16 protein-coding genes and 1 riboswitch are annotated in these 20,103 nt (G+C 52.9%); of the genes, 9 read left to right on the top strand and 7 right to left on the bottom strand.

Translation table 11 applies throughout. From position 1 onward, the window contains the following. Positions 1-14: 14 nt before the first annotated feature. From FCN15_RS14035 to arfA, 4 genes are all read right to left on the bottom strand, one after another. Entirely contained in the window at positions 15-854 is an 840-nt protein-coding gene (locus FCN15_RS14035; RefSeq protein ID WP_138495624.1) for a carbohydrate ABC transporter permease, read from the bottom strand. 4 nt (positions 855-858) lie between these two features. Next, positions 859-1,752 (bottom strand): carbohydrate ABC transporter permease, encoded by an 894-nt coding sequence (locus FCN15_RS14030; protein WP_138495623.1) that lies wholly within the window; start codon positions 1,750-1,752, stop codon positions 859-861. Positions 1,753-1,830: 78 nt separating this feature from the next. Next, entirely contained in the window at positions 1,831-3,159 is a 1,329-nt protein-coding gene (locus tag FCN15_RS14025) for an ABC transporter substrate-binding protein (protein ID WP_138495668.1), read from the bottom strand. Between the two features lie 217 nt (positions 3,160-3,376). Continuing rightward, positions 3,377-4,891 (bottom strand): arabinosylfuranosidase ArfA, encoded by a 1,515-nt coding sequence (gene arfA / locus FCN15_RS14020; protein WP_138495622.1) that lies wholly within the window; start codon positions 4,889-4,891, stop codon positions 3,377-3,379. A gap of 345 nt (positions 4,892-5,236) precedes the next feature. On the opposite strand from arfA, the gene FCN15_RS14015 reads away from it, so the two are divergent. Beyond that, complete coding sequence (locus FCN15_RS14015; RefSeq protein ID WP_138495621.1) at positions 5,237-6,163, top strand: ArsR/SmtB family transcription factor; 927 nt, start codon at positions 5,237-5,239, stop codon at positions 6,161-6,163. A 151-nt stretch (positions 6,164-6,314) separates the two neighbouring features. On the opposite strand, the gene FCN15_RS14010 is transcribed toward FCN15_RS14015, so the two are convergent. Together FCN15_RS14010 and FCN15_RS14005 are read right to left on the bottom strand one after the other, a co-directional pair. Next, positions 6,315-7,445 (bottom strand): sn-glycerol-1-phosphate dehydrogenase, encoded by a 1,131-nt coding sequence (locus FCN15_RS14010; RefSeq protein ID WP_238996692.1) that lies wholly within the window; start codon positions 7,443-7,445, stop codon positions 6,315-6,317. A gap of 347 nt (positions 7,446-7,792) precedes the next feature. Beyond that, on the bottom strand, positions 7,793-8,119 hold the full coding sequence (locus FCN15_RS14005) for a thioredoxin family protein (RefSeq protein WP_138495619.1): 327 nt from the start codon (positions 8,117-8,119) through the stop codon (positions 7,793-7,795). Positions 8,120-8,694: 575 nt separating this feature from the next. Here FCN15_RS14005 and FCN15_RS14000 point away from each other — a divergent pair. The 5 genes from FCN15_RS14000 to FCN15_RS13980 all read left to right on the top strand — a co-directional run bounded on the left by FCN15_RS14000 (position 8,695) and on the right by FCN15_RS13980 (position 15,301). Beyond that, positions 8,695-9,129: a DUF1641 domain-containing protein gene (locus FCN15_RS14000; RefSeq protein WP_138495618.1), complete on the top strand. Its 435-nt coding sequence runs from the start codon at positions 8,695-8,697 to the stop codon at positions 9,127-9,129. 46 nt (positions 9,130-9,175) lie between these two features. After that, positions 9,176-10,357 (top strand): NAD(P)/FAD-dependent oxidoreductase, encoded by a 1,182-nt coding sequence (locus tag FCN15_RS13995; RefSeq protein ID WP_138495617.1) that lies wholly within the window; start codon positions 9,176-9,178, stop codon positions 10,355-10,357. A gap of 148 nt (positions 10,358-10,505) precedes the next feature. After that, a complete protein-coding gene (locus FCN15_RS13990) occupies positions 10,506-11,792 on the top strand; it encodes a prolipoprotein diacylglyceryl transferase (protein ID WP_138495616.1) in 1,287 nt (428 codons plus the stop codon). A 37-nt stretch (positions 11,793-11,829) separates the two neighbouring features. After that, positions 11,830-13,086 (top strand): hypothetical protein, encoded by a 1,257-nt coding sequence (locus tag FCN15_RS13985; RefSeq protein WP_138495615.1) that lies wholly within the window; start codon positions 11,830-11,832, stop codon positions 13,084-13,086. Positions 13,087-13,255: 169 nt separating this feature from the next. After that, positions 13,256-15,301 carry a GTP-binding protein gene (locus tag FCN15_RS13980; RefSeq protein WP_138495614.1) on the top strand — a complete coding sequence of 682 codons (2,046 nt, stop codon included), beginning with the start codon at positions 13,256-13,258 and terminating at the stop codon, positions 15,299-15,301. Between the two features lie 59 nt (positions 15,302-15,360). Here the strand turns inward: FCN15_RS13980 and FCN15_RS13975 are convergent, their stop codons facing one another. Continuing rightward, positions 15,361-15,660: a hypothetical protein gene (locus FCN15_RS13975; RefSeq protein ID WP_138495613.1), complete on the bottom strand. Its 300-nt coding sequence runs from the start codon at positions 15,658-15,660 to the stop codon at positions 15,361-15,363. A gap of 101 nt (positions 15,661-15,761) precedes the next feature. Between FCN15_RS13975 and infC the strand changes: the two genes are divergently transcribed. The 3 genes from infC (at position 15,762) to FCN15_RS13960 (ending at position 20,081) form a co-directional block, all read left to right on the top strand. Further along, positions 15,762-16,238: a translation initiation factor IF-3 gene (infC, locus tag FCN15_RS13970; RefSeq protein WP_138495612.1), complete on the top strand. Its 477-nt coding sequence runs from the start codon at positions 15,762-15,764 to the stop codon at positions 16,236-16,238. Positions 16,239-16,360: 122 nt separating this feature from the next. Then, positions 16,361-16,460, top strand: a riboswitch (purine riboswitch). A 79-nt stretch (positions 16,461-16,539) separates the two neighbouring features. After that, positions 16,540-17,877 carry an NCS2 family permease gene (locus FCN15_RS13965; protein WP_238996691.1) on the top strand — a complete coding sequence of 446 codons (1,338 nt, stop codon included), beginning with the start codon at positions 16,540-16,542 and terminating at the stop codon, positions 17,875-17,877. A gap of 167 nt (positions 17,878-18,044) precedes the next feature. Next, entirely contained in the window at positions 18,045-20,081 is a 2,037-nt protein-coding gene (locus FCN15_RS13960; protein WP_138495610.1) for a spore germination protein, read from the top strand. Positions 20,082-20,103 lie beyond the last annotated feature (22 nt).

Below are 20,103 nucleotides of genomic sequence, written 5' to 3'. Positions count from 1 at the left end.
AATAGGTTCCCGGATCAGCCTTTCACAGCTCCTGCGGTCATACCGTCGATGAAGTATTTCTGGAAGGCAATAAACAGAACGAAGATCGGCAGAATGGAGAAGAACGAGCCGACAATCAGCAGGTCATAGTTGTTGCCGTAAGGCGTAAGCAGCGTCTTGAGACCGATCGGCAGGGTGTACTTGTTCTCGTTGCTCAGCACCATAAACGGCCAGAGGAAGTTGTTCCAGCTGTTCATCCCGTTGAGGATCGCCATGGCGGCGAAGGAAGGCTTCATAATCGGCAGGATCAGCCGGACATAGATGCCGTATTCGGTGGCACCGTCGACACGGCCCGCTGCGATGAGCTCTTTCGGAATGCCGGATAAATATTGCCGGAAGAAGAAGATGGTCGCCGCACTGGCGATGCCGGGCAGAATAATAGCGGAATAGGTATTCATCAGATTCATGTTAAAGATGAGCTTGTATAAAGGCAGCAGCAGAATCTCAAACGGCACCATCATGATCAGCAGCACGCAGATGAAGAGGAAGTTCTTCCCGCGAAAGTCATAAGCCGAGAAGCCGTACGCTACCGTCGCGCTGATCAGCAGCGTCAGGACAACCTGAACGATGGTCAGGATCAGCGAGTTGAAGAACCAGGTGAAGTAAGCATGGTCGCCGGTGAACAAATAAACGAAGTTGTCAAAGCTCATGACATTTAAATCAAATTTCAGGTTAAGTCCGTACCGGACCAGCTCCTCGCCGGGTTTGAAGGCCGAGATGGTGACGGCATAGAAGGGCACCAGAATAAAGAAACTGATAATAACAAAGAAGATAAACAGACAGATCCGAACGGCCTTTTCTCTGCTTTTGGTCATCGCACTAATCCTCCTTCTTGAACAGGCCTGTAAACGCAAGCTGCGTCAGATTGATAATCATCGTGATCAGCAGCAGGACGATACCGACTGCAGCGGCGTAGCCGAGGTTGTTCTTCTCAATGCCTTGACGGTACAGATAACCGACAATCGTAAGCCCGATATTTTTCGGGGAGTTGTTGCCGTTCCAAAGCATCATACTTTCAATAAACATGGCCAGACCGGCGTAGATACTGATGGTCAGCACATAAATGGAAGTTGGCTTCAGCAGAGGTACAGTAATCTTCATGAATTTCTGGAAGCTGGAGGCGCCGTCAATGGAAGCCGCTTCGTAGTAGTCGTCGGGGATATTTTTAAGGCCAGACAAGAAATAGAGCATGTTCACTCCGGTCCATCTCCAGGTGGCCAGTGCCAGCAGGGCGATCATACCGGTAGTGTGCTCCTTCAGAAACTTCATGGGTCCTACGCCAAAAAGGGCTAAAATGCTGTTCATCAACGAGCCATCCATTTCGCCAAACATCAGACGGAAGATCGTACCGGCTACGACGACGGAAGTCAGGGCAGGGAAGAAGAAGGACGATTTGAAAAATTCGCGTCCCCACATCAGCCGGTTATTGATTAAAACTGCAAACAGCATCGGAAAAGGAATAAGAATAACGAGCGTTAGAACCATATAAAGCGCACTGTTGCCGATCGCCTTGAGGAACGTTTTGTCTGTCATCAGCTTGGTATAGTTATCAAACCCTATGTACTGGGCTTCCTGTCCAAGGGTGATTTTCTGAAAGCTCATTTGGAACGAGCTGATCAGGGGATAAACCCAAAAGATCGCAAAGACAAGCACAAAAGGAAGCACGAAGACATAGGGAGCGACCTTCTGGGAGTACAAAAATCTTTTAATCATGATTGCGCAGCTCCTTTTTTAAACAAAGCCGCCCCGCAGAGGGGCAGCTTTGTTTGCAAATTTTTAAGAAGGAAGGAATTACTTCAGCTCCTGCTCGATTTGCGCTTGAGCATCGTCCAGTGCCTGCTTGACGTCTTTGCCGTCCTCGAAGATTTCATTCAGGGTTACGGTGCAAAGTACGTTGTTAATCGTTGGTGAAGCAGGGGTGGATTTAATCAGCTTGATTTCATCCTTGATTTCGTTCAGTACGTCGAATGGATTGTTCTGGAAGTATTTAACGAACTGGTTATCCGGATTGTGAGTTACATCTTCCATAGTCCAAACGTTCATATTAACCGGGTCAAAGCCGAGTGTATTCCAGATTTCGATATTGGCGTCCTCAGACAGTTTGGCGAAAGCGAGGAAATCTTTGGCAAGCTGCACATCTTTGGCTGTCTTGGTGACTACTGTACCTGTACCGCCGCCGCCATAGGATCTTGGCATGCCTTCTTCGATAACCGGGATCGGAGCGATAGCTACTTTGCCGGACAGGTCAGACATGTAGTTCGTGAAGCGGGACATCATCCAGAAAGGCATGAACGCTGAAGCATAATTACCGGAGTTGAATTCGCCGTAAGCTTCTTCCGTATCCGGCTGGCCGCCTGCAACCGTAGCAAGGACATTGCTGTCCTGAAGGTCTTTAAGAAGCGTCAATGCCTTGACCATTTCAGGAGAGTTAACCTGAGGGTTGCCGTCGGCGTCAGTGAAGTCAGATCCCTGCTGAGCCAGCAGCATGGAAGCCTGCCAGGTTGCGCTTGTGTCCGCAGTACCCATATGTTTGCCGGTTTTTTCATAAACCAGCTCACCGGCTTTTTTGTAATCATCCCAAGTTTTGATTGTAGTGTAGTCAACGCCGGCTTCCTTGAGAATATCCGTATTATAGAAGGCTACAGCTGCACCAACGTGAGTCGGAATCCCGTAGTTCACGCCATCCTTGCTGTACAAGTCGATCCGGGATTTAACGATGGTATCTCTGTATGGATCAATGACATCGTTCAGCGACTCCAGCTGAGGCGTGCCTTTCAGGAAGTCAGGGAATTTGCCAAGCTCGATATCCGCGATATCCGGCGCGCCTGTTCCAGTCTGCAGCGCGATGGACAGCTTGTTGTGCATGTCGTCATAAGGCATGACCGTTACATTCAGCTTGATCTGGCGGTCCGGGTTGGCTGCATTCCATTTCGTCAGCATTTTCTCAAAGTGCTGGCCATGAAGCTCAACAAAAGTCCAGTACGAAAGCTCGGTTGCCGTCTCTCCTGCACCGCCGTCAAGAACGGATTTTGTACCGCCGGAGCTGTTTGACGATTTGCCGCAGCCGCTCATAAACAGGACGAGCGAAATCACGCTGAGCAGGATAAACCATTTTTTCATTTTCATCTTTTGACCCTCCCCATAATTTTGAACAAGATGTTTGTTGAGCAAAATCTCTGTCAAACCAAATTGCAGTCCGCTTTCTTAAGCGCTTACATGGATGTGGGGTGTTGGACTTATTTCTATAATGGGGCTTTGTCATCCAGGGCAGCAGGCCTCCCTGAATAACAAAGCCGTAAAGCACAAGTTCAGGTCATCAGGCTTTCGCCCCGGCGGATTAGGCCTTCGTCAAACGGATGACGTTCCAGGAGGCTTTGGACAGCATCGTTTCGACATAGCCGTCATTCAGGGAAGAATCGCCGTTTGACTGCGGTTTAACCGCTTCATGGTCAGCCGTATTTACGGCTTTGAGATCATCGCTGTGCAGTACGATGTGCTCGGCTACCTTGTAGCCTTCGAAGCTGCGGACATCGCAGGTCAACTCAATGTCTTCTTCCAGATGGCGGTTCACGGCAAAGATCGTCAGGCTTTCGTTCTCTTCATCGTAGACGACGGCGCTGTCCACGTAAGGGACGTCCGTATAATCTTTGGCGTCATAGACCGGAGAGTCGACAATCGGCTTCAGGGAGACGCCGCGTCCAAAGCGGGAAGCATGGAGGTAAGGGTAGTAGATCGTCTGCTTCCATACCCGGCCGCCATTCTCCGTCATAATCGGAGCGATGACATTGACGAGCTGGGCCATGCAGGCCATCTTGACCCGGTCCGCGTGCTTCAGGAACGTAATCAGCATGCTGCCGACAAGGAGGGCATCTTCAAAGTTGTAATGATCCTCCAGCTGCGGCGGCGCGATGCTCCATGGATCGATTTTGCTGTCGGCATCGTTGGAATGGTACCAGACGTTCCATTCGTCGAAGCTGAGATACATCGTCTTCTTGCTGCGCTTCTTGGCTTTGATGTAATCGCAGGTGGAGATGACTGTATGAATGAAATGATCCATATCCATGGACCGGGCCAGATAGTTGGCGGTGTCGTTGTCACGGTTGCCGTAGTACTGATGCAGGGAGACGAAGTCAGCCACATCGTACGTATGATCGAGAGTGACAGCCTCCCATTCCGGAAAGGTTGGCATTCCGGTGCTGGAGCTTCCGCAGGAGACCAGCTCAATGTCAGGATCGACAAGGCGCATGGCTTTCGCCGTTTCATAGGCGATTCGGCCATATTCCTGAGGCGTCTTCTGCCCGATCTGCCAAGGACCATCCATCTCGTTGCCGAGGCACCAGGTCTTGATGCGGTGCGGCTGCTCATAGCCGTGCTTCCTGCGCAGGTCGCTCCAGTAGCTGCCGCCGGGATGATTGCAGTACTCGATCAGATTTCTTGCGTCATCCACGCCGCGGGTGCCCAAATTTACGGCCATCATGACATCGGAGCCGATCTCCCTTGCCCAGGCGGTAAATTCATTTGTGCCTACCCAGTTGGGCTCGACCGTTCTCCAGGCCAGCTCTAGCCTGCGTGGTCTCTCCTCTACAGGGCCGACACCGTCCTCCCAGTTGTAGCCGGATACGAAGTTGCCTCCGGGATAACGGATAATCGGTACGCCCAGCTCCTGAATCAGCTCTTTGACATCGCTGCGAAAGCCGTTCTTATCAGAGGTTGGATGACCCTGCTCGTAAATTCCACCGTATACGGCTCTGCCAAGGTGCTCGATGAAAGAGCCGTAAATGCGCTTGTCGACCTCAGCGATCCGGAAAGCTTTGTCAACGATAATCCGTGCTTTTTGAACACTTGCGACCATAGCTGCCACCTTCCACTCATTTAGTTTAGATCTTTGTGAATTGATCAGCATATTTTAGTATGAATCCGCTTACAGATATAAAATAACATAGGAAATTCAGGAAGTAAACTAATTTTTCTAAATCTTTTTAAATTAATTTAAATGAAAAGGGAGTGCAGACTTATTTACAAAGCTGAAATAGGAAAAAGGGTTGGAAATAGCGGAGTTTGCAGGTGGTAAACTTAAGGATTGAGGTTTATTTTTTCAAGTAGTTTAACGGAATGAGGCATATTTCATTGCTTTCTTTGTGGTTTAGTTTATAATTATATAAAACAAATCAGCACCCCAGCGGAAGAAGGTCCAGCGATGATTTATATTAAAGACTTAATGAGCGGTATTGATATCTTCAAAGCTTTAAGCTCGGAGATCCGGATTCAAATTCTGGAGCTGCTTGCCTCCAATCAGTCTCTGAATCTGAATGAGATTGCCGGCAGGCTTAACCTCAGCAACGGTGCCATTACGATGCATATCAAGAAGCTGGAGGACAGCGGCCTGATTGAGATCAATACGTCTGTCGGCAAACATGGCATCCAGAAGATGTGTTATCTGAATAAAGATAAGCTGATGGTTGATCTGCGCAGCAAGGAATTGGAAAATCTGTACGAAGTGGAAATTCAGGTCGGGCATTACAGCAATTATCAGGCGGTGCCAACCTGCGGGCTTGCGACGAAAGACAGTATTATCGGCGATTTTGACGATCCCCGTTATTTCGCAGATCCCCAGCGGATTGATGCTGAAATCCTGTGGCTGACGGAAGGGTTCATTGAATACCGGATCCCGAATTATCTGAAACCGAATCAGACGTTCCGGGAGATCCAGTTCTGTCTGGAACTGGGGTCCGAAGCTCCGGGCTACAACGAGAACTATCCGTCGGATATTTATTTCTACCTGAACGGAATCGAGCTGGGTTACTGGACCAGCCCCGGTGATTTCGGGGATGCGCGCGGCACCTTTAATCCGGACTGGTGGCCTCCCCATTTGAACCAGTACGGGATGCTCAAGCTCATCCGCATCAACCAGGAGGGCAGCTTCATCGACGGCTGCCGGATTTCGGATGTGACGCTGGATCAGATCGGCTTGAACTATAAGAGCGAAATGATCTTCCGTTTGGCGGTCACGGAGCAATCGGCTAACAAAAGAGGGATGACGATCTACGGCAAACATTTTGGCAACTATGCCCAGGATTTGATGGCCCGGCTCTTGTATGATGTTAAACCGCCGGGTATGGCCTAATACAGCCTGCTGCTAATCTGAATTTGAATCTGAATGTTAATCTGAAGTTGAAGGAGAAGGAAGTCCCGCCTGGGAAGGCGGGGCTTTTTTTGTGCTGCTGCATCTGCAGATATACCTTCTACAAGGCAGGGGGCAGACTCCTGCTTGACGCCTAAGCTTCGTTCAACGCGCGAAGCAGCGTGCGGCGGTCGCGCAGCTTATGCGCCTCGCGCAGGCTGTCCGCGAACAGCTCGTCGTCCACGCCGAGCTCCGCGCGGGTGGAAGGGCCGCCGGCCAGCTCCAGCAGCCGGCGGATCTCCGGCGCGGCAGGCACGGCGGCCAGCCATTCGCGGACCTGCGCGCCGTGGCGGAGCAGCTGCTCCGGCTCGCGGACCGGGTACTGCGCCCGGTCCACGGCGTCGTGGTACAGCTGCGAGATCTCGGCGCAGGCGACGCCGACCTTGGCGCCGTGCAGGAGCGCTTTGCGGCCGCGCTCCAGATAAGCCATCTCCCAATAGTGGGAGAGATGGTGCTCCGCGCCCGAGGCGGGGTGGGACTGGCCGAACAGCAGCATGGCCGCGCCGGATTCGATCAGGGCGCTCATCAGGACGCGGATGCCCAGCTCCGTGCGGCGGCCGATCTCGGCCGCGTGGGCGACGCAGGCCTGCAGCGCTTCTTCGGTAATCCGCGCGGCCTTGTCGTCATAGGATTCTCCGCCGGTCAGGCTGGAGAACTTCCAGTCAAACAGGGAGGTGAATTTGCCGAGCATATCACCGAACCCGGCCGCGACGAGCTCCTGCGGGGCGCGGGTCAGAACGTCCAGGTCAGCGAACAGCGCCTTCGGCGCGGCAGCGCTGACCGTCTGCTTCACGCCGCGGATGATGAGCGGCGCGCCTTTGGAGGTGAAGCCGTCGACGGACGGCGCCGTAGGGACGGACAGGAACGGAATGCCGGTCTTGCTTGAGGCAAACCGGACTATGTCGTGAATCGTGCCGGAGCCTACGGCCAGCAGGCAGTCGGTTTTGCCGGGCGTGACAGCGAGCAGCAACTCGACGAGGCCTTTCTCGTCGGCGATGCAGTCGCCTGTGCTGCCTGGCTGAAGCAGGCACAGACTGGCCGCGCAGCCGGCCCTGCCGAGCTCGGCCTCCACCGTCCTGCCGGCGGCTTCATAGGTGTTGCGGTCAGCCGCGATCAGGGGGCGTTTATAGCCGGCCTTTTTCACATAAGGAGCCAGCTTGCCGAGTGCGCCTCTATCAAGCGCCATAAAGTCCAAGGGGATATCGTCCAGCAAATGGATCATCATCATAATTCCTCCTTGATTCCGATTCGGAAAATAATGAACCCTGCAGCATACACAGTACTCCGGCAGCGACTAAATTGAATCCGCTTTCATAATCATAGGTGGGACGCTTCCTGTTATTGAAGTTGCCATCTTCTGTCCATTAACTTGTACATACTATTCCGAGTAAACAGCAAATATGATTTTGAGTTGTACGTACAAATAAATTTGTTTTTATTGTAATCCCGTGCGGCGGAGTTGACAACCCCTTTTTTGTAAAAGTTTCCCGTGCAATCAATAAAAAAGCAGGCCCCTTATCGGGACCTGCCTAGGCAGAGCTGGATCTGAAGTATAAAGTTACAGATTCAGGATTATACCTGCGAAACCAGTGTGCTCAGATACTCGCGGATTTGGCCGGGCGTCTTGGCATATTTGCTGTGCAGGTGGGCGATCTTCTGGCCGTCTTTGTAGACAAGCAGGCTCGGAATGCCGCGGACTTCATTCTCCTGGGCAACCTGCTCAAGCTGCTCAACATCCAGGGCGTAGAACTGCTTGTCGCTGTTCTCTTCAATAATAGAGCCGATGAAGCGGTCCAGGTTCTTGCAGTCCGGGCACCAGGTTGCATCAAATTTAATGACGGTGTATCCGTCTGAATGAATCAGGCTTTTATATTGGTCTTCACTTGTGATTCTATCCATAGGGCAGCAGCCTCCTGACTGTAAATGTAGAATTGATTTCCTTATTAAGGATTGACACAATTATAACAGTACAAAATTATATTTTACAATACCTAATTTGATGAAATGTAAATGAAGGGCTCTGAGCGCATCCTTGCTCAATTTCTGGCACGATCCAAGCTGTTGGTAAAAATATTATAACCGATTTTGACGGTTTAAGTCTGAACTTATCGAATAAAGCAACCAGAAAAAACACAAAATGAAAGCAAAATTAAGAAAAAATCAAAAATATATTTCAAACTGATATTTAAAAGGTGTAATATAGGGGTAGAGAGTTCGTTTCGGCTCAAGTGTGATTTCACCATTTCGTCATTAACCTGTTGAGAACATGTGCTGATTGTGCGGACCCGGTTCCTGCACGGCGCAGAGAACAGGGGCTCTTTTTTGCGGGTAAATGTTGACGGGTGGTCGAGCGAACGCAATGCACTGGCTGATGAGGTTCAAAACGGCGGTCTGCCCGGCTGTTTCTGTTTTGAAGGCATCCGCATGCCCGAATATTGACGGACTGTAACTAAGCGTAAAGGAGGACGTTCCAAATGTCACAAACTTTGAATCAATCGGAAACACAAGGAACGCAAGAAACGGCGGCTGCTGCAAGCACGAAGGATCTTGTGGATCAACTGCTCAAGCCTGAGGTACAGCAGTCTCTAACTACCCTTGTGGACAATCTGCCAAAGCTGACTGAGATGGTGAATACCATGACTCAAGCTTACGAAGTAATGCAAAGCCTGGCTACAGACAAAGTGTTTATTGAAGATATCAAAGCAGGTTTCACAGGCGTTGTAGGCCCAGTGGTAGGCATGGCCAAAAATGCGGCTGCAACCGCTATGGAAGCCAGCGACCGCGCGAAGAAAGACAACTCCAATGTCAGCGTATTCGGCCTGCTGAAAATGCTGAAGGACCCTAACATCCAACATGCCCTCAAGTTTGCACAGGCTTACCTGGATGTAACAAACGAGAAGAAGAAGTAAGAGAGCACTTGAATTTTTGGAATCGCATAACGAACGGAGGATGGAAATGTCGAAGCAAATTTTGATTTTGGGCGGCGGATACGGTGGACTTCTGAGCGCGCTGACTGCGCGTGAATACCTGAGTGCTGAAGAAGCAACCATCACAGTCGTAAACAAATACCCAACACACCAAATTATTACTGAGCTGCACCGTTTGGCTGCCGGCAATCTTGATGAGAAAGCTGTAGCACTTCCGCTTGAGAAGCTGCTCAGCGGCAAAAACGTGAAGCTGGTTGTAGACACTGTTGAGAAAATTTCTCCGGATGAGAAGCAGGTTAAACTCGTGAGCGGCGCTACATACAAATATGACGCCCTTGTTATCGCTCTTGGCAGCGAAACTGCGTACTTCGGAATTCCTGGATTGAAGGAAAACAGCTTAACGCTGAAATCCGTAGACGAAGCTCATCGTGTATATGAAACGGTTAAAGCTCGTCTTGATGCTTATAAAGTCTCCAAAAACAAAGCGGACGCTACCTTTGTGGTTGGCGGCGGCGGTTTGACTGGTGTTGAGCTGGTCGGCGAATTTGCGGATGAGCTTCCAGAGCTTTGCCGCGAAAGAGGCATTGATTTCAATGATGTCAGCCTGTACTGCGTAGAAGCTGGCCCGACGATTCTGGCTGGTTTCCCTGCCGATCTGGTTGAACGCGCTACGAAGAGCCTTGAGGCTCGCGGCGTAAAATTCGTGACTGGCGTGCCAATCACTGAATTGAAGGACAACAAAGTATTCCTGAAAGACGGAAGCTCCTTTGAAGCAAGCACTGTAATTTGGACCGGCGGCGTACAAGGCAACGCACTTGTGGCTGACAGCGGCATCGAAGTGAACCGTGGACGCGCAACTGTAACAGAATCTCTGCAATCCACGTCCCATAAAGATATTTTTGTTGCTGGCGACAGTGCAGTTGTATTCGCTCCAGGCGCAGAACGTCCGTATCCGCCAACAGCGCAAATCGCTTGGCACATGGGCGAAACGATCGGTTACAACCTGTCCGTGCTCTTTAAAGGCGGCACAATGGAATCCTTCCATTATGTAAGCTCCGGTACGCTGGGCAGCCTGGGCCGCAAAGACGGCATCGCAATGGTTGGCGGAAGCGCTACTAAGCTGAAAGGTATGCCGGCTTCCCTGATGAAAGAGGCAAGTAACATCCGTTACCTGGCCCGCATCAAAGGCTTGTCCGCTTTGGCGTACTAATCACATAGGTTTATGGGTTTGAAGCCGTCCTTCGGGGCGGCTTTTTTCATGGGCAAAATTGCTTTCTGTTTGCCGGGACTGTTTGCTTTTTCGGAAAAGGGGTAACTATACCCTACCGACAATCGTCTCGGCGAAAGGAGGTGAACAGATGAGAAAAGACAGATGGGTGATCAGTGCGGCGGTATTGGCCGTTTCGTTCGCCCTGGGAAATCACTCTTACGCTAAAGACGAAAAGCCTTCAACAGGCGGGCCGGTTGGTTCAATTGTATCCAGTGTAACCGGGATTTTGTCCTCGGCTGCGGATCAGACCGAGCAAGCAGAGCAAGCCGAACAAGCAGAGCAGGCAGGCGGCAGCTTGTCCGTTCACGCCGGAATCTCCGCAGGCGCCTTATTGCAACCGCTCACAGAAACTGTGGATACGACGGTTCAAGAAACGGGGAATGCAGTCTCCCGTTTGGTGGAAGAGACTGTTATTCAGGATACTGCGCAGCCCGTAGTGGAGGCTGCCGGGCAGGCCGTTCAGCAGACGGTTGAGGACGTCGTGAGCACGGCTGCTCCCAAGACGGCGGAATCCCTTAAGCCCGTTCTTGATCCGCTGCTGGAAACCGTAGGTGAAACGGCAGACGGAGCGCTGGAAGCGGCCGGAGATACGGTCCAGGCAGCGGCTGATACGGTGGGCAGCACGGTTGATGCCGTGACAGACACCGTCAGCGTTCTTGCAGAGGACATGCCGGATGTGCAGATTGATGTGGAGCCGGACGGGCCGGCATTGCCGGGCATTCCGGACGAGACGGGTTCAACCGTTAAGCCGGGGACGGGAAGTCCGTCAGCAATGACGGACCTTGGGGACCGCGGTACAGATTCCGGCAAAAGGCCGGCAGATGCCGCGGCAGAGCCGGCAATTTCAGCGGAATTGTCAGATGAATCAGAAGTTCAGCCTGACTTCTCGCTGGAGTTCCCAACCCAAGCCGTCACTTCTGACGGACAGACAGCGGAGTCTTCGTCAGAGCAGAGTCTGCAGACGGGAGCTGTGGTTGGAGAGTCGGCTGCAGCGGAGGAAAGCGCCGGCCTGAACGTTGAGGCAGCTGCCGGCAAACAGGATGCGGACCGGAGCGCAGCCGTTCTTTCTGCCGGGGCTGGACAAAAGGCCAAGCCGACGCAGCTTCCTTTGAATCAGCCGTCGCCTTGGGCGGATTCAGCCTACTTGGCAGCCGGCCAGCCGGGCAGCGGCGCAAACGGCGGCGCAAGCTCGGGCAGCGGAGGCCCGTCGTTCAACAGCGGCGGTTATTGGACCGCCGTCTTAAACGAAGGGTTTGTTCTCGCCAAGACGCAGGGGATAAACCTGCATGGGGCAGGATTTTTCATGAAGGACCAGTATTCGAATGCTCCTCCATCTATGCCGCCGAAGGCATTCCTATTCTTTGAGGCCGCTTGACACTAAGCCCAAAACAAGAAAAAGGAGTGCTTGACTAATGAATAAAAAACTAACCGGATTTATGATTGCATCGTCTTTTGTTTTTGCTGTGGGTTTGTCCCAGAAGGATGTCCATGCTTCAGCCAGCCAGGAGCAGGCGGGAAGCGGGAGCAGCCTTGTGAACCTTCACCTGAACGTGCTGCAGGATGACAGCAGCAGCAGCAGTGTGCTGAACGGCAAATTGAAGGTGCTGAACGACCAGAGCCAGAGTGGAGGGACGCAGCAAAGCAGCGGGCGGGATAACCAATCCGCGTTAGATTTGAGCGGTTCTGTGCTGAAGGATGGAGAGGACAACGAATCTGTGCTGGATTCGAATCTGAACGTTCTGAAAGACGGAGAGGATAACGAGTCTGTACTGGATTCCAAGCTTAACGTTCTGAAAGACGAAGAGGATAACGAGTCTGTGTTGGATTCGAATCTTAACGTTCTGAAAGACGAAGAGGACAACGAATCTGTGTTGGATTCGAATCTGAACGTTCTGAAAGACGGAGAGGACAACGAGTCTGTACTGGATTCGAAGCTTAACGTTCTGAAAGACGGAGAAGATAACGAGTCAGTGCTGGATTCGAAGCTCAACGTTTTGAAAGACGGAGAGGACAACGAGTCTGTGCTGGATTCGAAGCTTAACGTTCTGAAAGACGGAGAAGATAACGAGTCTGTACTGGATTCTAAGCTCAATGTTTTAAAGGATGAAGAGGATAACGAATCTGTGTTAGATTCGAAACTTAACGTTCTGAAAGACGGAGAAGATAACGAGTCTGTGCTGGATTCTAAGCTTAACGTTCTGAAAGACGAAGAAGACAACGAGTCTGTGCTGGATTCGAAGCTCAACGTTCTGAAAGACGGCGAAGATAACGAGTCAGTATTGGATTCGAATCTGAACGTTCTGAAAGACGAAGAAGACAACGAATCTGTGTTGGATTCGAATCTGAACGTTCTGAAAGACGGAGAAGATAACGAGTCCGTGTTGGATTCGAATCTTAACGTTCTGAAAGACGGAGAGGACAAAGAGTCTGTGTTGGATTCGAAGCTTAACGTTCTGAAAGACGAAGAAGACAACGAGTCTGTATTGGATTCGAATCTGAACGTGCTGAAGGACGAAAAGGACAACCAATCCGTGCTGGACGCTCGTCTCAGCCTGTTGAAGGATGAGGATGGCGAGTCCCTGCTTGACCTTAAGCTTGGTCTGCTGAAGGATTGGGAGGATTCTTCATCTGTGCTGGATCTTGATTTGAATCTTCTGAATAACTGCTAAGACCAAACCTTGTCTTTAAGGATGAGGTCATTGCAAGTTAGGGCTGCCCTGTAGGGCGGCCCTTTTCCATTTATAGAGAAAAGGATACAAACCCCATTTCTAACGCGCCGATCTGGTATAATAAACTCGCTTTTACCATACTTGATGACAAATGCAGGAGAAGACTGCCATGAATCAAACGACAACAGGCACAACGAAAGCAGGTACAAAATATACAGCCGCAGACCCGAAGGGGGCAGCCCGGAGAAATGTGGGGATTTTTGCCCATGTGGATGCCGGAAAAACAACGACCACCGAGCACTTCCTGTTCTTAAGCGGCAGGACGCGTGAGCTCGGCAGCGTGGATTCGGGGACAGCCGTGACGGACTGGCTGGACATTGAGAAGGAACGCGGCATTTCGGTGCGCGCGGCAACAACGTCTTTTATGTGGAAAAATACGATGGTGAACCTGGTCGATACGCCCGGACACGTCGATTTTCTGTCTGAGGTGGAACGGTCCATGCGCGTGATGGACGGGGCCGTGCTCATCGTTTCGGCGGCCGAGGGCATACAGGCGCAGACCGAGCTGATCTGGGGAGCGCTGAGAAAGCTCAAGATTCCTACGATCATCTATGTCAACAAAATGGACCGCACCGGAGTCGACGAAACGGCTCTGATGGCGGATATCCGCAAATATTTATCGCCGGATGCGCTGCCGGTTCAGGAGCCGCTGGGGCGGGAGCAGGATTTTGCAGGCGTGGTTTCGCTGCTTGGCGGGGAAGGAACAGAGGCTTCGGAAACTGAAAGCGCTGCCGGAACGGAGCTGCTGGAATCGCTGGCCGAACGGGATGAGGCGCTGTTCCAGCGTTATCTGGCTGAAGAGCCGGTCTCCCCCGCAGAGTGGAAGGCCGCTGCTATTGCGATGGCCCGCGCCTGCCGGATGTTCCCGGTGCTGTTCGGCGCTTCAGGCAAAGGGATCGGCGTGAAGGAGCTGATGGATGCCGTCGTGGATTTCCTGCCCGGGCCAGGCGGGGAGAGCACAGAGGCATTATCCGGAATTGTCTTTAAAATTGAACGGGACAAAACCATGGGCAAAATGGCTTTTGTCCGGCTGTACTCCGGCATGATCCGCAACCGGGATCTGGTACGGAATGTGACGCAGAATCTGGACGAGAAGGTCACGCAGATCCGCAAAGTCGACGGGAGCAGATCCGAGGACCTCGGCGTGCTCGAAGCGGGAGATATCGCAGCAGTCTGCGGGCTGGCCTCCGTCCGGATCGGGGACGTGCTGGGCAGTCCGGACCGCATTCCCGAGGAAGCCAGGCTTGCCGTTCCTCTGCTGACCGTCCAGGCCCACTGGGCAAGTGAAGCCGATTATCCGAAGACGGTTCAGGCTCTGCAGGAGCTGTCGGATGAGGATCCGCTGCTGGATGTGCAGTGGATGCAGGATGAACGGGAGCTGCATATTAAAGTGATGGGGCCGATTCAGCTCGAAATGCTGACCAGCGTTCTGGCGAGCCGGTACGGGCTTGATGTCCGGTTTGGCAAGCCGTCGGTCATTTACAAGGAAACGCCGAAGCAAGCCGGGGAAGGCTATGTCGCTTATCTGATGCCGAAGCCGTGCTGGGCGATTCTCCGCTTTGCTATTGAACCCGGGCCGCGGGGCAGCGGGCTTCAGTACGAAGCCAGGGTCCGCACCGAGGACCTGCTGCTGCAGTACCAGAATGAAGTTCAGCGCCGGGTGCCTGAGGCTTTGTCGCAGGGGCTGTATGGCTGGGAGGTTGTAGATCTCAAGGTGACGCTGACGGAAGGGCAGCACCATGTGTGGCACACCCATCCGCTGGATTTTGCAGTGGCTACGCCTATGGGCATTATGGACGGGCTGGCGAATACCGGAACCCGGCTGCTGGAGCCGGTATTGAATTTCCGCATCCATGTTCCCGAGGAGAACGCGGGACGGGTCATGAACGACCTCGTCCAGATGAGGGGCGTGTTTGAAGCGCCGGTCCTGCAGGGGGACCGGATGACGATCACCGGCAAAGTGCCGCTGGCGGAATCGATGGACTATGCGGCGCAGCTCAGCTCGCTTACGAAGGGGCGCGGCGCGATGGTGACCTTTTTCGCCGGATATGAGGAATGCCCGGAGGGCTTCACTGCTGAACGCCAGCGGAGAGGAGTAAACCCGCTTGACCAGTCCAAATATATTCTGAGTGTGCGCAAAGCGCTTCAGGGATAGAGGATCTGAGCTGGGGGCGCCGTCAATCAGAAACCGGACGACAGGCGGGGCCCCGCGGTTTATTTCGGCCGTCTAGCGATCTCTTCGGTCACCACAAAGGCGAGGTCTTCGTTGCCGAACAGCGACAGTACGCCCAGCAGCGTCTCGTCGGCAATTTCGCCGGACTCCTCCTTTGGTACAGTAAGGCCCGCCATTTGCTCCAGCACCGGGCTGCCTGCCTGATCCGGATAGGCTCTGCGGTAAACCTCCGCGGGATCGAGATCGTGGTTGACGCACCACTGGGCAAAGACCAGAATCATCATATGCTCGTCCTGGCGGTAGCTGTCGATTATCCGCTGTTCATTTTCTTTAGGATCCATCTGGGCTCTCTTCCTTTCGCTTGTCAAAGGTTCATTAATAAAGTTAATAAAGTTCTATAAAATCAAATGCTATTATAGCGGAAAGGCCGTGAGCGTTACAAATGATCAAGAATGAAAAAATCAAAGCCTCCGAGGTCCGGCTGACTGGGCTTGACGGAGAAGATCTGGGCGTAGTGCCGACTGCCGAGGCTCTGGCTCTAGCCAAGAAATACAAGGTGGATCTCGTCTGCGATTCACTTATGGCAAGTCCCCCGCCGTGCCGGCTGGTCGGGTCCGGCAAAGCCCGCGAGGAGCGCGATCAGGCCAGGAAGAAGGCGGGCCCGGCGAAAGTGAAGGAAATCCGGCTCAACCCCGAAATTGAAGAGCATGACTATGATACGAAGAGCAGGCAGGCGGAGAAGCTGCTGCAGGGCGGAGATTCGGTGCTGCTGACGGTAAAAATCCCGGGGAAACAGAATGCGCAGGCTAAAGCGCTGCTCGAGCGGCTTATTAAGGATTTAGCGGCCTCAGGCCGGCCCGTTACCGGCATTCAAATGAGCGGCAGGCAGGCGCAGATTCAGCTCGACTCTATTAGCTGAACTTGAGGATTTTTCCGATGATTTTACCGGCTGATTTAGGGTAATGTTCGTGTTTTGTAGTGGAAAAAGAGAAAAATAGGCTTGACTTAAATAATTCATTCGTATATTCTAATGCTTGGCTTCAGATTATCCATGAGAAAGTTCGTATATTCCCGGCAATAAGGGCCGGGTGTTTCTACAAGGAACCGTAAATTCCTAACTACGAATAAAAGGGAGAAGTATACCTTATTATTCGCTGGTTAGGTTTTTTTTGTGCTGATTAACCATAATAAGGCAGGTACGGACTTGTCCCGGGCTAAGCATGGGCAAAATTAGAATTTTACGGATGGGGTGGCACAGCTTGGATAACTGGTTTAAGTTGAAGGAAAGAGGCACTACGGTGTCGACGGAAATTATGGCCGGAATTACGACGTTCTTGACGATGGTGTACATTGTTATTGTCAATCCGGGAGTTCTGAGCAAGGCAGGCATGGATTTTCATGGGGTGTTCATCGCGACGGTGCTGGCCAGTATAGCTGCAACTCTGATCATGGGGCTTGTCGCCAATTATCCGATTGTCATTGCTCCGGGGATGGGCCTGAACGCTTATTTCGCCTTTACAGTTGTCGGCGGCGGGGATGTCAATTGGCAGACGGCACTTGGCGCCGTATTCGTTGCCGGTATCATTTTCATATTATTGTCGCTTACCAGCTTCCGCTATATGCTGCTTGATGCGATTCCGAGCAGTCTGAAGCATGCCATTACGGCCGGGATCGGCTTGTTTATTGCTTTTCTTGGTTTGCAGAACTCGAAAATTGTTATCGCATCAGAATCCACGCTTGTTACGCTGGGCCATCTCTCCGAGCCTATGACGCTGCTTACGATCATCGGACTTGCGGTTTCCCTGGTTCTGATGGCTTATAATGTAAAAGGCTTTCTGTTTATCGGCATGCTGATTACGTCCTTGCTCGCCTGGATATTCGGCCTGCTGCATGCGCCTGCTTCTATCGTTTCCCTGCCGAGCGGGTTCGCTTCTACGGCTATGCAGCTGGATATCGGAGGCGTATTCTCAAACGGAATGTATGCCGTTATCTTCACCTTCCTGCTGATTACGCTGTTCGACACGACCGGAACGATGCTGGGCGTTGCCGAGCAGGCGGGTCTGATGAAGGACAATAAATTCCCCCGTGCCCGCGGCGCGCTGCTGGCGGATGCGGTCGGGACCACCGTCGGCTCTTTGCTCGGGACAAGCCCGACTTCGGCCTATGTGGAATCGAGCTCAGGCGTTGCTGCCGGAGGGCGCACCGGGCTGACTGCGATAACAGTTAGTGTGCTGCTGGCGATCACGCTGTTCTTCTCCCCTACGGTGGAGGTGCTTGCCGGCATTCCGGCGATTACTTCGCCGGCCCTGATTATCGTCGGCTTCCTGATGATGAACGGGCTGCGGCAGATTGACTGGCGCGATCTGGAGGAGGCATTCCCTGCTTTCCTGATCGTCATTCTTATGCCTCTTACCAACAGCATTGCTACAGGCATCGGGATCGGCTTTATCGTGTATCCGGTGCTGAAATTGATCCGCGGCAAACGCAAGGATGTCCATCCGATTTTTTACCTGTTCGCGGTGCTCTTCTTTATACAAATCGGATTCTTTACGCATTAATCAGCTTAACAGCATTTTATTAAAATATTAGGACACGGATGAGGGATTGGCCCTCGCCGTGTTCTTTTTTTTGTTTGGGGAGCCCGGAGTAGAGAACGGCCCGTTTCTTCTTGCGGGTGCATATTTTGGCCATTTATGGCAAATACCAACACAAAGAGGTGAGAAACGTGTCGTGGTTTGAAGGCAAAGAGCAGGCTAAAGGAAACGACAAGCCGAAAAAGGAGCCCAAACAGGAGTCCAAAAAGGAGCTGAAAAAGGCCGTGGAGCCTGCCCGAATTGGAGAAGAGCAGCCTGAACCGCAGGAGCTGGACCGGGGAGAATCCGGGGTGGAGGCGGGCGAGTTAGATTCGGGCGAGGCAGAACCGGAGCCAGAATCCGAGGTGCCGGAGATGGGCGCCCAAGAGGCTGAAGGCGACGGTGATCAGGGCCGCAGGTCAGAGTCTCATTCGGCGAAAAGCGCCGCCCGCGGGAAGCAGGAGCCCGGCAGCCCGCAGCTGCCTGAACAGGCGAGGGGGGATGCGCAGTCCGGTCATTTGGCAGGCCAAATTTCAGGCCGGGATGCAGGCCAGGATGCAGCCGGGGATGCGGGCCAACATGCAGGCCAGGATACCGGCCAAAACGCTGGCGCTGCCGATCCCGCTGCCGACCCCGCTTGTGATCCCAAAAGCGCCCCCGGAGGCGGCTCGGAAGCTCCGCTTCAGCCCGGCTTGGAAGACAATCTGAAGCGGTTTGAGGCCAGCTTTGCGAAGTGCTCGGACATTGTTTTCCGCCGGTTTGTCATCATGCCATCCGGCACAAAAGCTGCGGCGATTTATTTGGACGGCATGTGCGATACCCAGCAGGTGGAGGAAGCCGTTTTGCGGCCGCTGATGGAGGGCGCTAACCAGGGAGCAGACCGCTTTGTTAATGAAGCGGGCAATGAAGCCGGTAATAAAGCGGCTCATGCCGAGAGCGATGCCGCGCAGCTGGAGGGGCGCCTGGTTTCTGCGCTGCAGGTCAGCAGAGAGACGCAGTTCGGGGTGGTTATCGGGCAGATTTTGAAGGGGGAGACAGCTGTTTTGGCCGATGGAAGCCCGGAGGTTTTGCTGGTTAACCTGGTCAAAATGGAGCAGCGCTCGATAAGCGAGCCTACTTCGGAGAAGGTGGTGCGCGGTCCCCGGGACGGCTTTACCGAATCGCTGAGAACGAACACCTCGCTGATCCGGCGGCGGATCGTTACACCGCGGCTCAAGACGGAAGCCCTGACGGTCGGCACCTTCACCCATACGGACATTGCGCTTATGTACATGGATGGAATCGTCCAGGAATCGATGGTGGAGGAAGTCAAAGGGCGGATCAAGGACATCGATGTGGACGGCATTCTCTATTCGCAAAATATTGAGGAGTACCTCGAGGATAAGGTCTACTCCCCTTTCCCGCAGGTGCAGAACACAGAAAGGCCTGATGTCGCCGCTTCCAGTCTGCTGGAAGGCAAGGTGGTGGTTGTGGTCAACAATTCACCGATCGTCCTGGTCGTCCCGATGACCTACTGGTCCGGCCTGCAGGCCGCTGACGATTACACGGAAAGGTCCATGTACGGGACGGCGGTAAGATGGGTCCGGTATATTTTCATCCATATCTCGCTGCTTCTTCCGTCGCTGTATGTGGCGCTGACTACGTTTCATCCCGAGGTCATACCGACGCCGCTTCTGATCAGCATCGCCTCGGCGCGGGAAGGGGTGCCTTTTCCGGCTGTGATTGAAGCGCTGCTGATGGAGCTGATCTTCGAAGGGCTGCGCGAAGCGGGCATCCGGCTGCCGCAGCAGGTCGGTCCGGCGGTGAGTATCGCAGGTGCGCTCGTAATCGGGCAGGCTGTCGTGGAGGCGGGAATTGTGTCTTCCTCGATGGTCATTATCGTGTCTCTTACGGGCATTGCCTCCTTCGCGTTCCCGATGTACAACATGGGGACTTCATTCCGGATGCTGCGTTTTCCGCTGCTGTTCATTTCAGGCTTTATCGGATTTTACGGGATTATGCTGTTCATGATACTGCTTACCGTCCATTTGGCGACGCTTAAACCGTTTGGTATTCCGTACCTGGCTCCGGCGTCTCCGCTGGAAGCATCAAATTTGAAGGACATTCTGATCCGGGCGCCCAAATGGAAAATGAACAAGCGGATGGGCCTCTTGTCCGGCCGCAACCGCAGGCGTTCGCCGCTCGGGTAGGCAGCATAGGCAGCATCCTGAA

This window comes from Paenibacillus pinistramenti (assembly GCF_005869875.1).
Classification (GTDB): domain Bacteria; phylum Bacillota; class Bacilli; order Paenibacillales; family Paenibacillaceae; genus Fontibacillus; species Fontibacillus pinistramenti.
The sequence above is the reverse complement of the archived record's forward strand: the minus strand, read 5'-3'. Positions and strand labels throughout refer to the sequence as shown.

Bases quoted from the DNA above. Each gene is read 5' to 3' on its own strand.
- FCN15_RS14035 (WP_138495624.1), bottom strand. From the start codon at position 854: ATGACCAAAAGCAGAGAAAAGGCCGTTCGGATCTGTCTGTTTATCTTC.
- FCN15_RS14030 (WP_138495623.1), bottom strand. From the start codon at position 1,752: ATGATTAAAAGATTTTTGTACTCCCAGAAGGTCGCTCCCTATGTCTTC.
- FCN15_RS14025 (WP_138495668.1), bottom strand. From the start codon at position 3,159: ATGAAAAAATGGTTTATCCTGCTCAGCGTGATTTCGCTCGTCCTGTTT.
- arfA (WP_138495622.1), bottom strand. From the start codon at position 4,891: ATGGTCGCAAGTGTTCAAAAAGCACGGATTATCGTTGACAAAGCTTTC.
- FCN15_RS14015 (WP_138495621.1), top strand. From the start codon at position 5,237: ATGATTTATATTAAAGACTTAATGAGCGGTATTGATATCTTCAAAGCT.
- FCN15_RS14010 (WP_238996692.1), bottom strand. From the start codon at position 7,445: ATGATGATCCATTTGCTGGACGATATCCCCTTGGACTTTATGGCGCTT.
- FCN15_RS14005 (WP_138495619.1), bottom strand. From the start codon at position 8,119: ATGGATAGAATCACAAGTGAAGACCAATATAAAAGCCTGATTCATTCA.
- FCN15_RS14000 (WP_138495618.1), top strand. From the start codon at position 8,695: ATGTCACAAACTTTGAATCAATCGGAAACACAAGGAACGCAAGAAACG.
- FCN15_RS13995 (WP_138495617.1), top strand. From the start codon at position 9,176: ATGTCGAAGCAAATTTTGATTTTGGGCGGCGGATACGGTGGACTTCTG.
- FCN15_RS13990 (WP_138495616.1), top strand. From the start codon at position 10,506: ATGAGAAAAGACAGATGGGTGATCAGTGCGGCGGTATTGGCCGTTTCG.
- FCN15_RS13985 (WP_138495615.1), top strand. From the start codon at position 11,830: ATGAATAAAAAACTAACCGGATTTATGATTGCATCGTCTTTTGTTTTT.
- FCN15_RS13980 (WP_138495614.1), top strand. From the start codon at position 13,256: ATGAATCAAACGACAACAGGCACAACGAAAGCAGGTACAAAATATACA.
- FCN15_RS13975 (WP_138495613.1), bottom strand. From the start codon at position 15,660: ATGGATCCTAAAGAAAATGAACAGCGGATAATCGACAGCTACCGCCAG.
- infC (WP_138495612.1), top strand. From the start codon at position 15,762: ATGATCAAGAATGAAAAAATCAAAGCCTCCGAGGTCCGGCTGACTGGG.
- FCN15_RS13965 (WP_238996691.1), top strand. From the start codon at position 16,540: ATGGGCAAAATTAGAATTTTACGGATGGGGTGGCACAGCTTGGATAAC.